The sequence below is a fragment of the Bacillus pumilus genome (assembly GCF_003431975.1).
Lineage (GTDB): Bacteria > Bacillota > Bacilli > Bacillales > Bacillaceae > Bacillus > Bacillus pumilus_N.
The window spans coordinates 647,658-659,093 of sequence record NZ_CP027116.1; the positions used below are offsets into that span (position 1 = coordinate 647,658).

The following is an 11,436-nucleotide window of genomic DNA, read 5'->3' on the forward strand; positions in this document are numbered from 1 at the left end:
GATGAATAAAACAGTGAATGTGGATGAAGTGATTACGCATTTTAAGGACGGCATGACCATCATGTTTGGAGGGTTTGGCGGCGTAGGATCACCACCATCATTGGTCGACGTCATTCTAGAAGCCAATATCAAGGATCTGACTTTGATCGGAAACGATGCAGGTTTCCCGCAAATCGGTATCGGCAGGCTGATCACAGAAGGAAGAGTCAAGAAGATCATTGCTTCTCATATTGGCTCAAATCCTATTGCCGGACAGAAAATGCAGGCGGGTACACTAGATGTTCATTTTTACCCGCAGGGCATTCTAGCAGAAAAAATCCGAGCAGGCGGGATGGGCTTAGCAGGCATTGTGACTGATGTCGGCATGGATAGCCTCAATCTCGATGAGAAGCAGCTCGTGCCGCTAAACGGGAAGACATATATCCTTGAGCCTGCGCTGACTGCGGACATTGCCATTGTGAATGCCCTTAAAGCAGATGAAGCAGGAAATCTAATTTTTGATAAAAGTGCACGGAATACAAACCCGCTTGTGGCGATGGCAGGAGACTGGACGATTGCGGAAGTAGAAGAGATTGTGCCTGTAGGCAGTCTTCATCCTGAAGAAATCGTGACACCTGGCGTATTTGTGAACCAGATCGTGCAATCAAAAGGAGTGAACTGGACATGGGCATGGGAGACAACGACTTAAGACACCGCATAGCCAAACGTGCGGCGCAGGAAATTGAAGATGGCATGATCGTCAATCTAGGGATCGGCATCCCAACCCTTGCGGCTGAATACATCCCAGCGCATTACAGCGTGTGGCTTCATGCAGAAAACGGCATTATGGGGGCAGGCGCCTCACCAATAAAAGGGGAAGAAGATCCAAATTTGTGCAATGCCGGCGGCTTTCCTATTACGTTAACAAAAGGCGGCTCATACATGGACAGCGCAACAGCTTTTGGCATCATTCGGAAAGGTATGCTGGATATGACCATTTTAGGCGCACTTGAAGTAAGCAGTCAGGGTGACCTTGCGAATTGGATTGTGCCGGGTAAACGAGTACCGGGAATGGGCGGAGCGATTGAGCTTGCGCAAAAGGCGAAAAAGGTTGTAGTGGTGATGAGCCACCTTGATAAACACGGTGAGTCAAAGGTGAAATCAGCCTGCACATTGCCCTTAACGGCTAAGTCTTGTGTGGATCTCATTATTACGGACATGGCAGTCATTGAGGTTAAATCCCAGCTGCTCATTTTACGTGAAGTCATGCCGCCTTATCAGCCGGAAGATGTCATAAGAGCGACAGAGGCACCTTTAATTTTAGCGCCTGATGTTAAATCTGTTGTGTAGAAAGGATGACTGACTTGCAGCCAATCACACGTATCAGAAGCTGGATGAGAGAGCACCAAGATGAAGCGATAGCGCTTCTTCAGCAAATGGTGCAATGTGAAAGCACCCAAGGGAATGAACAAAACGTGCAGCAAATCGTAGCAAATAAGCTGTCCACTATTGGTTTTGATGTAGACGTCTGGGAGATTGGTGGAAAAGACTTGCTGGAACATCCGTATTTCTATTCACCGAGGCGTTCCTTTAAAGGAAGTCCCAATGTCGCCGGACGATTGAAGGGGAGAGGGGACGGCAAATCCATTTTATTAAATGGGCACGTGGATGTTGTGCCAGAAGGAGATAGGAAACAATGGACATATCCACCCTACAGCGGGCATATCATAAACGGGAGACTTTATGGACGCGGGGCAACAGATATGAAAGGCGGAAACGTTTCTTTACTCTTTGCACTAGAGGCACTGCATGCACTTCAGATTCCGCTAAAAGGAGATGTCGTGTTTCATAGTGTCGTCGAAGAAGAGAGCGGCGGCGCAGGTACCCTTGCAGCCATACTAAGAGGGTATACAGCAGATGCAGCCATCATACCAGAACCAAGTCATATGAAAATCTTTCCGATACAGCAGGGATCTAAATGGTTCAGACTGCATGTTAAAGGAAGGGCAGCACACGGTGGAACAAGATATCACGGTGTTTCCGCTATTGAAAAGAGTATGATCGTTCTTTCCCATATAGCAGCCCTTGAAGAAGAACGAAATCAGCGCATCACTGAACCGTTATTTCAGCATATCCCGATTCCAATCCCCATCAACATGGGGAAAATTCAAGGTGGTGATTGGCCATCCTCTGTAGCGGATCTCGTCACAATGGAGGGCAGACTTGGTGTGATGCCAGGTGAGACGGTTGAGCAGGCAGAGAAGGAATTAGAAAAGTGGATGGCTGGACTCGGTGAAAAGGATGAGTGGTTCCAAGATCATCCTGTCGAGGTCGAGTGGTTTGGGGCAAGATGGCTTCCGGGTTCAATCGATATGGATCATCCACTTTTAGGTCTATTGAAGGAACAATATGAAGAAGTCATGAAGGAGCCGCCAAAGGTTGAAGCTGCTCCTTGGGGAACAGACGGCGGATTATTGTCACAGGCGGCAGGTATCCCGATCATCGTGTTCGGACCTGGAACAACAGAGCTTGCCCATTTTCCGAATGAATCCATCGATATTGAGCATGTGATTGAAGCAGCAGAAATTATTGCAGGTACGATGGTGGAATGGTGTGAAGCGGCAGAGTGATGGGAAAATCATATAAAAAGAAGGCTGTTCACTCAGCCTTCTCTTTATGTGTGTCCTGCTGCTCACACATATACGTCACTGGACAAAAACGAAGAATACCAGATGCCAGTTTCATTCCGCCGCACATGATGCTGAAAAGAAGCATTTTACTCCATGGTTTTCTAGCATATAAAGAACCAGCTACAGTACATATTGTCATTCCGCAGGCAATTCGAATGAGCGCTTCCATTAAGCCGAGATTAGGTTTCATTGAAGGTAAATCTCCTTTTTTAAATATTTTAAGTGTGATTTCAAGAAATTGTAACGTTTCATTAATGCGTAACGTGGTTCGTTATGTTACGATAGGGCTAATACAAATGAAGGAGAGTATGTGAATGTCCGAACGTACTTTTAATTGGAGAAACAATGACATCCGCACACAAATCGATGTAGTCGACTCAAAAATAGTTCCAACACTCCTTTTAACGAATGGACTCGTGCTAAACCCGTTTTTAAAACAATGGGTGAAGGCAAATATTTGGATACATGATGATCGAATTGTTTATGTCGGAGCAGAGCTTCCACAAAATAAATCAGCTAAACGTGTGATTGATTGTGAAGGGAAATACATTGTGCCTGGGTATATAGAGCCTCACGCGCATCCGTTCCATATTTATAATCCCCAATCACTTGCAGAATATGTGTCTCAATTTGGCACAACAACAATGGTCAGCGATAACTTATTTCTTCTTTTGCAAAGCAATGAAAAGAAAGCGCTTTCGACGTTGTGTGAATTAAAACAGCAGCCATTTCAGTATTTCTGGTGGTCTAGATACGATCTTCAGACTGAAGTTAGATATGAAGATGAGATGCTTCCTATTAACTATCGTAAGGAATGGATTGATCATCCTGACGTTCTTCAAGGCGGCGAATTAACAAGCTGGCCAAGATTGATGGACGGTGATGATCTCATTTTATACTGCATGCAAGAAACGAAGAAGCAGCGGAAACGAATTGAAGGGCATTTCCCTGGAGCTTCTGAGAAAACGCTAACAAAAATGAAGCTGTTTGGCGCGGACAGTGATCATGAAGCGATGAATGCGGACGATGTGTTAAAACGCTTGTCTCTTGGCTACCATGTCTCTCTTCGTCATTCGTCCATCCGCCCAGATTTAGTGAACATTTTAAGAGAATTGCATGAGCGCGATTTTAGGCACTATGATCACTTTTTCTATACAACTGATGGCGCTGCACCTCATTTTTATGAGGAGGGTATGATTAATCGTTTGATTGCCATTGCGCTTGAAAAAGGCGTGCCTATCATTGATGCATACAATATGGCGACATTTAACATTGCGAAGTACTATCAAATTGATGATCTATTAGGTGTTGTCGGTCCTGGACGTTTGGCTTCTTTAAATGTGTTAGATGATCCAATGAATCCAAATCCTGAAACGGTGATATCTAAAGGGGTTATCCTCAAATTAGATGGCGAGAACCAGCATCAATTTCAAGAAACAAAATGGGAAAATGGCGGCCTTGTTCCATTAGATCTAGGCTATGATCTGACGATGAGTGATTTGCAATTTTCCATGCCGCTAGGTGTCAAAATGAGAAATGCTGTTATCATGGAGCCTTATACAGTGGAGATTGATAACTCTGTGAACCAGCTGTCGTGTGATCATGATCAAAGTTTCTTTAGCCTGATTGACCGAAAAGGTGAGTGGCGAGTGAATACGATGCTCAAAGGTTTTGCAAGTAAAGTGCAAGGCTTTGTCAGCTCATTTTCGCTGACTGGTGACATTTTAGTGATTGGGAAAAATAAAGAGGATATGATGCTTGCACATAAGCGAATGAAAGAAATCGGCGGGGGAATCGTTCTTACAGAGAACGGGAAAATTTTGCATGAAATCCCGCTTCAATTATCAGGCTGTGCATCTGCTGAACCGTTTGAGACTGTTCTTCAGCAGATACAAACATTACGTGAGCTACTCATTGAGCGAGGCTATCCATTTGATTGTCCAATTGATACACTTGTCTTTTTCCAAAGCACCCATTTGCCGTATATTCGAGTGACACCAAGAGGAATATTTGATGTCATGAAAAAAACTGTACTCTTTCCGTCTATAATGCGTTAAAATATAACAGAGTGGAGCTGTATCATCTTTGCCATCTTTCTGACAGCTGTTATAGAGCAGAAGTGAGCGATTGATCTCTTCACGGCTATGTAAGCGAAAATGCTTATGTGGAATTGTCGACAAAGCAGAGGGCTTTGACATGACGAGTGAGATGCCCTGATTGAAAAATGAATCTGTCGGTTAACGCTGGCCGACCAACATATTTTGAATGATTGAGCTAGGCGGGGCGCATATTTCTGGTCTCGCCGAGCTTTCCAAACACCCTGTTTTTTAGGGCAGACCTATTTAAGGCAGAAGTGTTCTTAATATCGGAAGCAAACAAGTTTGTCAGATTGTCGAACAAGGAAAATGACAGAACTTGTCGAATTTGTATACGATAAAGAAGGTTCGGCTTACGAAAGAACTGACGGCATTTCCAGCGTAGAACCAAACCTGTCATGATTCGTTCAAAGCTCATTGCTGAGGTTGAAAAATATTAGTCAGGAAAGATACCGCTTTCTCCGTAGAATGTCGTGCGAGCGGTGCCAATAGTAAAGGAGAAGATGTATAAAGATGCAAATTGATAAATTAAGGGGCAAAAGCTTAGATCAGTTATTCAACTCAATCTTATCCCTTAAAGACCTGGAAGAATGCTATCGATTCTTTGATGATTTGTGTACCATCAATGAAATCCAATCTTTATCACAGCGTCTTGAAGTAGCACGTATGCTTCGTGAGGGGAACACGTATCATAAAATTGAGACGGAAACAGGTGCCAGCACCGCAACCATCTCACGTGTCAAACGCTGCTTGAACTACGGAAACGATGCCTATACGATGGCTCTTGACCGTGTAGCAGAACAGCAAGCAAATGACGAAACGAAATAATGCAGATTTCACTGTAAACAACCCTTTTTCGAAAGAATGGAGTTGTTTACAGTTTTTTTTATGAAGTTCGCTGAATCAGAAATCCCTTTTTACTTTAGCTCGCCTATAAACCATGGATCTCAATAACCTCGTTTAATATTTGTAGGAAATTCCTGTGTCCTTGTCTCAATTCTAGTGACGATCTCATTTGTCTTTCGTTTCATTCCGCGAACCTTTTTCCAACTAGGGCAGACGCCTGTGTACCTGAAAATACCGGCACTTCACTTGTCTGGCCATTTTCTTGTCTATAGATAATATGTTTCTCATTAAAATGAATCGGTGATTCAATGCCAGCGGCTGCGGATAAGTTAAACAAACCTTCTCTAAGAGACAGGATATAATTGCAGACGCGATATTTCTTTTCTTCGATCGATAACCCCTTTTGCAGCTTTGGATCAGTTGTAGCAACCCCGACTGGGCATTTATTCGTGTGGCATACTTGTGCGCGAATGCATCCGACTGAAAACATGAGGCCCCGTGCGATATTCACAAAATCAGCACCCATGGAAAGGGCAATTGCAATTTTATCAGGTGAGAGTAGTTTGCCAGAAGCAAAAATTTTCACCTGATCTCTGACACCATATTCTTTCAATATTTGATGAACCATTGGGAGTGCCGTGAAGATCGGCAGTCCTGCGGAATCTGCTAATTCATGAAAGGACGCTCCGGTGCCGCCTTCTCCGCCATCCACTGTAATGAAATCAGGATGCTTTCCGCTTTTTTTCATATACGCGGCAAGCTCTTCAATGTTTTCTTTATGTCCGACAACAAGCTTGATTCCGACAGGCTTTCCTCCTATACTTCGCAGTTGTTCAATGAAATCAAACATGTCAGGAATGGAGTGGAACATCTCAAATCGGTTTGGGCTGTCAATGGATTGGTGAGGCGATAATTTACGGATATTTGCAATTTCTTCGGTGACCTTTTCCCCGTCAATGTGGCCACCGCGAGTTTTTGCTCCTTGTGCCAGCTTTAGCTCAAAGGCTTTGACTTCTTCATGCTCGCTTTTTTTCTTAAATTCTTCAAAGGAAAAAGCGCCGTCCTCTGTTCTCACACCAAATAGACCGGGACCAATCTGGCAAATAATATCGGCGCCGCCTTTAAGGTGATATGGAGAAAGACCGCCTTCACCTGTGTTCATCCACGTACCGCCGGCCATTTTTAATCCAGAGGAGAGAGCTGTGATCGCTCTGTCTCCTAAAGATCCATAGCTCATGGCAGATTGACCAATCAAGCCCTTCACCCGAAAAGGCTTTTGACATGTGTGTTCGCCAATCACTTGTACATCGTCTTGATGGAGATAGTAAGGCTTTGCTTCGGTCTCTTTGGTATGTTCGCTTCTTCGTAGTAAATTGTCTTGATCAATTTGATACACTTTTGTTTGGATTTTTTCAGATTGATCGATGCGTAATTCATCTCGCTGCTTTGGAAATAGGACGTTACGTATATAATAACCAGGCTTGTCAAAATCACGTTTTGATCCAAATCCCATCGTCCGGCTTTTGTACTTTCCAGACATGACGGCTTGCTCATATTCTCTTCTCGAGAAAGGAAGCTCCTCTCGATCATTTAGAAACAGATATTGGCGGAGCTCTGGACCTATTTTTTCAAAAATAAACCGTAGCTTTCCAATGACAGGATAATTTCTCAGGACGGAGTGCTCTTCCTGTTTTTCATCCCTCATCCAAATCCAGATGAATAAAATGATCGGTATGATCAAGCAAATGACTAATAGTGCAGCAATGACAATTAAAGTTGTTGTCACGAAGATCCCCTCTTTTCTCTTTCATTACTGTTGTTATTCCACTTTTCATTGAAAGAGAAACCACATCAGCATATTGTGACGTTTAGAAATAAAAGGGCGGGGTAACTTACAAATAAGATCATAAGGGGAGGGAACATACATGAATAAGCGTCCGAATGCGTATGTACTTGCAGGATTAGGGGTTGGAGGTGCTGTGTTATTAGCAGTAAAAAATAAACAGCATCTGAAAAAGTGGGCAAGCATGTTCCGCTCAGATGAAAAGGTTCCTGAAAAAGCGGGTCACCCTGATCCATTAGATATTCAAGACAACAAGATGGTCGATGAAGGGGCCATGACATCTGTTCATTATTTTAATGAAGTGAGACAATAGTTTAAAAAACCGTTTTGACCTTTCAAAACGGTTTTTTTCTTGTCTTTCTTTTGATGTTATATCGAAGAGGATCGACAATGGTAATGCCGATCAGCCCATTGTGATCAGGCGTAGAGAATTGAAATTCAATACCTGATAAATGATAGGTTGAGAGAACTTCCTGATCCGTGAAACGTAATGAAAGCTCGTCCTCATAAACGGGTGTGTGCTTCAAAACCTCGGCTTCCTTTGCAAATAACTCCAGCCCAGCCACTCGGCCCTGTTTGTCGATATCAGCGTTCACACATTCATTCACGTCTAATTCAATGGTTTCTTTGATTGTCCCGATTCCAGGCGGGAGAAGATATATGTATCCAATGTCGATCGTTTGATCATATGAGATGGTTCTTTTCAAATCATTCACCTGCTTCTTTGATGGTAAAATGCTCCTTTATTGTATAATATCATGTGATGAGACGAAGCAGCTTGTATTTCAGTTCAGTATCAATATATTGACCTCCTTCAGTTTCGCTTGAAGTGAATCTTTCCATATAATCACCATTAGCCTTCTTTAGAGTTAAAATCGCCCATTTTCAAAAGAATGAAACTTTTAGGTGAAGGAGGTTACCCATTTTTTGCGGTCACTGATTTTGTTATAATATTTAAATGGAATGAAACGAATGGAGGAACGTTTTTCATGTATGATGTTACCGAGTGGAAGCATGTCTTTAAACTCGATCCAAATAAAGAAATATCCGATGAACAGTTGGAGGCGATTTGTGAATCTGGTACGGATGCCATATTGATTGGCGGCAGTGATCATGTGACAGAGGACAACGTGCTCCAATTGATGTCAAAGGTTCGGCGCTTTCTAGTGCCTTGTGTGCTTGAAATCTCAACACATGAGATGATTGTGCCGGGCTTCGATCTGTATTTCATCCCGACCGTCTTAAACAGCTCTCATCCTGACTGGATTGTCGGGCTTCACAAGGACGCAATGAAGGAATTCGGTGATTTGATATCCATGGAAGAGATTGTACCTGAAGGCTATGTCATTTTAAATGAAGAGTGTAAAGCGGCCAAGCTCACAGAGGCAAATACAGCGCTGGATATTGATGACGTAAGGGCATATGCAAGAGTGGCAGAGCATTTGATGAAGCTGCCCATTTTTTATCTAGAATACAGTGGGACGCTTGGAGATATAGAGCTTGTGAAAGAAACAAAAGCAGTGCTTCATGAAACGGTTCTTTTTTATGGCGGGGGCATTGAAAACGCAAAGCAGGCAACAGACTTTGCGCAGCATGCAGACGTGGTTGTTGTCGGAAACGTGATTTATGACAATTTCAAAGAAGCATTAAAGACAGTTGACGCAGTCAAAAAGTCATCATAGTCAAACAAGACGAAACGGGTTAAAATAGAACATAAGTTCGAATTGGCGGTGAATGGAATGAATGAAATATCAAATCATCTATTAGAAGGGCTGAATGACGCGCAGAAAGAAGCAGTCAAAGCAACAGACGGTCCGCTACTCTTGATGGCGGGAGCAGGAAGCGGAAAGACACGGGTACTCACACATCGAATTGCTTATTTAATGGCAGAAAAACATGTGGCACCGTGGAACATTTTAGCAATTACGTTTACAAATAAAGCAGCACGTGAAATGCGTGAACGTGTCCAAGCCATATTAGGGCCTGGCGCAGATGATATTTGGATCTCTACGTTCCACAGTATGTGTGTCCGTATTTTACGACGTGATATTGACCGTATTGGGGTAAATCGCAACTTTTCTATATTAGACACATCTGATCAGCTTTCAGTCATTAAAAACATTTTAAAAGAACGAAATATCGATCCTAAAAAGTTTGATCCACGCAGCATTTTAGGATCAATCAGCAGTGCAAAAAACGAACTCATTGACGCAGAGGAATACGCCAAAACAGCCGGTGATTTCTATGATCAAGTGGTCAGCGACGTCTACACAGATTATCAAAAACGGTTGCTCAAAAACCAATCACTCGATTTTGATGATCTTATTATGATGACGATTCGTCTGTTTGAGCGCATCCCAGAAGTATTAGAGCACTATCAGCGGAAATTCCAATACATTCATGTGGATGAGTACCAGGATACGAACAGAGCGCAGTACATGCTTGTGAAACTGCTCGCTCAGCGTTTTCAAAATATATGTGTGGTCGGTGACTCGGATCAGTCTATTTATCGCTGGCGCGGAGCGGATATTACAAACATTCTCTCCTTTGAAAAAGATTATCCGTCCAGTGAAGTGATCCTGCTTGAGCAAAATTACAGATCAACGAAACGTATCCTGCATGCCGCAAATACCGTCATCCAAAACAATGCAAACCGTAAGCCGAAAAATCTTTGGACAGAAAATGATGAAGGAGCGAAGATTGCCTATTACCGTGCTGATAATGAATTCGGTGAAGGACAATTTGTTGCTGGAAAGATTCGTCAGCTTTATCAGAGCGGTAAGCGTCAATTATCTGACTTTGCGATTCTTTATCGGACGAATGCCCAGTCTCGTGTCATCGAGGAAACATTATTGAAGTCAAACATTCAATACAATATCGTCGGCGGCACAAAGTTCTATGACAGAAAAGAGATCAAGGACATTTTGGCGTACTTACGTCTAGTAGCTAACCCAGATGACGACATTAGCTTTGCACGTATTGTCAACGTACCAAAGCGTGGAATCGGTGCGACATCTGTTGATAAAATTGCTGCGTATGCAGAGATGAATGACCTGTCTATGTTTGAAGCGCTTGGTCAGGTAGATTTCATTGGGCTCAGTGCAAGAGCAACCAATGCACTTGATGAGTTCAAACAGCTCATTGATCAAATGACGAATATGCAGGATTATTTATCTGTCACAGAACTAACAGAAGAAATTTTAGAAAAAACAGGCTATCGTGAAGCGTTGAAGATTGAAAAAACGATTGAAGCACAAAGCCGTTTAGAAAATATTGACGAGTTTCTCTCGGTCACTAAGAACTTTGAAGAACAAAATGAAGATAAGTCTCTCGTGACCTTCCTGACAGATCTCGCCCTTGTCGCAGACATTGATAAGCTGGATGAAAATGAGGAAGAAGACAAGGATGCTGCCATCTTAATGACTCTTCACGCCGCAAAAGGTCTAGAATTCCCTGTTGTTTTCTTAATGGGCATGGAAGAAGGTGTCTTCCCGCACAGCCGTTCATTAATGGAAGATGCAGAGATGGAAGAAGAGCGCCGCCTTGCCTATGTAGGCATTACTCGAGCAGAAGAAGAGCTTTATTTATCAAGTGCCAAGATGAGGACCCTCTTTGGCCGAACGAACATGAACCTTGAATCAAGATTCATTCGAGAAATACCAGCCGATTTATTGGACAACCTAAATGAGAAAAAAGAAACGAAAACACCGTTTGGCCAAACAAGAGAAAGACCACAAAGACGGGGGCCTGTCTCACGTCCGCAAACTCAAACCATTCAAAACACAGGCGGCGGAAGTATTGGCTGGGCTGTGGGCGACAAAGCGGCCCATAAAAAATGGGGCGTTGGAACGGTTGTGAGTGTAAAAGGCAGCGGAGACAGCACAGAGCTTGATATTGCCTTCCCAAGCCCTACAGGCATTAAGCGTCTACTCGCAGCATTTGCGCCAATTGAGAAGCAATAAACCGATAGGACTTATAAAAC

Annotated in this window: 11 protein-coding genes; 8 read left to right on the top strand and 3 right to left on the bottom strand. The window is 43.2% G+C overall.

What is annotated here, in order from left to right; all coding sequences use genetic code 11:
- The first annotated feature begins 1 nt into the window (after position 1).
- Genes C5695_RS03235 through C5695_RS03245 form a run of 3 tightly spaced genes read left to right on the top strand, consistent with a single transcriptional unit; the run spans position 2 to position 2,609 of the window.
- Positions 2 to 688 (top strand): CoA transferase subunit A, encoded by a 687-nt coding sequence (locus C5695_RS03235; RefSeq protein ID WP_117729126.1) that lies wholly within the window; start codon positions 2 to 4, stop codon positions 686 to 688.
- Positions 664 to 1,329 (top strand): 3-oxoacid CoA-transferase subunit B, encoded by a 666-nt coding sequence (locus C5695_RS03240; protein ID WP_117729128.1) that lies wholly within the window; start codon positions 664 to 666, stop codon positions 1,327 to 1,329. The genes C5695_RS03235 and C5695_RS03240 overlap by 25 nt, the downstream gene beginning before the upstream one ends.
- 14 nt (positions 1,330 to 1,343) lie before the next feature.
- Complete coding sequence (locus C5695_RS03245) at positions 1,344 to 2,609, top strand: peptidase (protein ID WP_117729131.1); 1,266 nt, start codon at positions 1,344 to 1,346, stop codon at positions 2,607 to 2,609.
- A gap of 28 nt (positions 2,610 to 2,637) precedes the next feature.
- Here C5695_RS03245 and C5695_RS03250 read toward each other — a convergent pair whose 3' ends face one another.
- Positions 2,638 to 2,859, bottom strand: coding sequence for a YgaP family membrane protein (locus C5695_RS03250; RefSeq protein WP_060595694.1), 222 nt, complete (start codon positions 2,857 to 2,859; stop codon positions 2,638 to 2,640).
- A 124-nt stretch (positions 2,860 to 2,983) separates the two neighbouring features.
- On the opposite strand from C5695_RS03250, the gene C5695_RS03255 reads away from it, so the two are divergent.
- Together C5695_RS03255 and C5695_RS03260 are read left to right on the top strand one after the other, a co-directional pair.
- Positions 2,984 to 4,726 (top strand): adenine deaminase C-terminal domain-containing protein, encoded by a 1,743-nt coding sequence (locus tag C5695_RS03255; RefSeq protein WP_117729133.1) that lies wholly within the window; start codon positions 2,984 to 2,986, stop codon positions 4,724 to 4,726.
- Between the two features lie 552 nt (positions 4,727 to 5,278).
- Positions 5,279 to 5,593 (top strand): YerC/YecD family TrpR-related protein, encoded by a 315-nt coding sequence (locus C5695_RS03260; RefSeq protein WP_003214053.1) that lies wholly within the window; start codon positions 5,279 to 5,281, stop codon positions 5,591 to 5,593.
- 199 nt (positions 5,594 to 5,792) lie between these two features.
- On the opposite strand, the gene C5695_RS03265 is transcribed toward C5695_RS03260, so the two are convergent.
- A complete protein-coding gene (locus tag C5695_RS03265) occupies positions 5,793 to 7,397 on the bottom strand; it encodes an FMN-binding glutamate synthase family protein (protein WP_117729135.1) in 1,605 nt (534 codons plus the stop codon).
- 139 nt (positions 7,398 to 7,536) lie between these two features.
- On the opposite strand from C5695_RS03265, the gene C5695_RS03270 reads away from it, so the two are divergent.
- Positions 7,537 to 7,767 (top strand): hypothetical protein, encoded by a 231-nt coding sequence (locus tag C5695_RS03270; protein ID WP_017366762.1) that lies wholly within the window; start codon positions 7,537 to 7,539, stop codon positions 7,765 to 7,767.
- A 22-nt stretch (positions 7,768 to 7,789) separates the two neighbouring features.
- Here the strand turns inward: C5695_RS03270 and C5695_RS03275 are convergent, their stop codons facing one another.
- On the bottom strand, positions 7,790 to 8,170 hold the full coding sequence (locus C5695_RS03275; RefSeq protein ID WP_233230796.1) for a DUF2283 domain-containing protein: 381 nt from the start codon (positions 8,168 to 8,170) through the stop codon (positions 7,790 to 7,792).
- 273 nt (positions 8,171 to 8,443) lie between these two features.
- On the opposite strand from C5695_RS03275, the gene C5695_RS03280 reads away from it, so the two are divergent.
- Positions 8,444 to 9,136 carry a heptaprenylglyceryl phosphate synthase gene (locus tag C5695_RS03280; RefSeq protein WP_117732991.1) on the top strand — a complete coding sequence of 231 codons (693 nt, stop codon included), beginning with the start codon at positions 8,444 to 8,446 and terminating at the stop codon, positions 9,134 to 9,136.
- A gap of 57 nt (positions 9,137 to 9,193) precedes the next feature.
- Positions 9,194 to 11,416, top strand: a complete 2,223-nt coding sequence (gene pcrA / locus C5695_RS03285) for a DNA helicase PcrA (RefSeq protein WP_117729139.1) — start codon at positions 9,194 to 9,196, stop codon at positions 11,414 to 11,416.
- Positions 11,417 to 11,436 lie beyond the last annotated feature (20 nt).

Coding starts and splice junctions, on each gene's coding strand:
- C5695_RS03235 (WP_117729126.1), top strand. CDS start 2: ATGAATAAAACAGTGAATGTGGATGAAGTGATTACGCATTTTAAGGAC.
- C5695_RS03240 (WP_117729128.1), top strand. CDS start 664: ATGGGCATGGGAGACAACGACTTAAGACACCGCATAGCCAAACGTGCG.
- C5695_RS03250 (WP_060595694.1), bottom strand. CDS start 2,859: ATGAAACCTAATCTCGGCTTAATGGAAGCGCTCATTCGAATTGCCTGC.
- C5695_RS03255 (WP_117729133.1), top strand. CDS start 2,984: ATGTCCGAACGTACTTTTAATTGGAGAAACAATGACATCCGCACACAA.
- C5695_RS03260 (WP_003214053.1), top strand. CDS start 5,279: ATGCAAATTGATAAATTAAGGGGCAAAAGCTTAGATCAGTTATTCAAC.
- C5695_RS03270 (WP_017366762.1), top strand. CDS start 7,537: ATGAATAAGCGTCCGAATGCGTATGTACTTGCAGGATTAGGGGTTGGA.
- C5695_RS03280 (WP_117732991.1), top strand. CDS start 8,444: ATGTATGATGTTACCGAGTGGAAGCATGTCTTTAAACTCGATCCAAAT.
- pcrA (WP_117729139.1), top strand. CDS start 9,194: ATGAATGAAATATCAAATCATCTATTAGAAGGGCTGAATGACGCGCAG.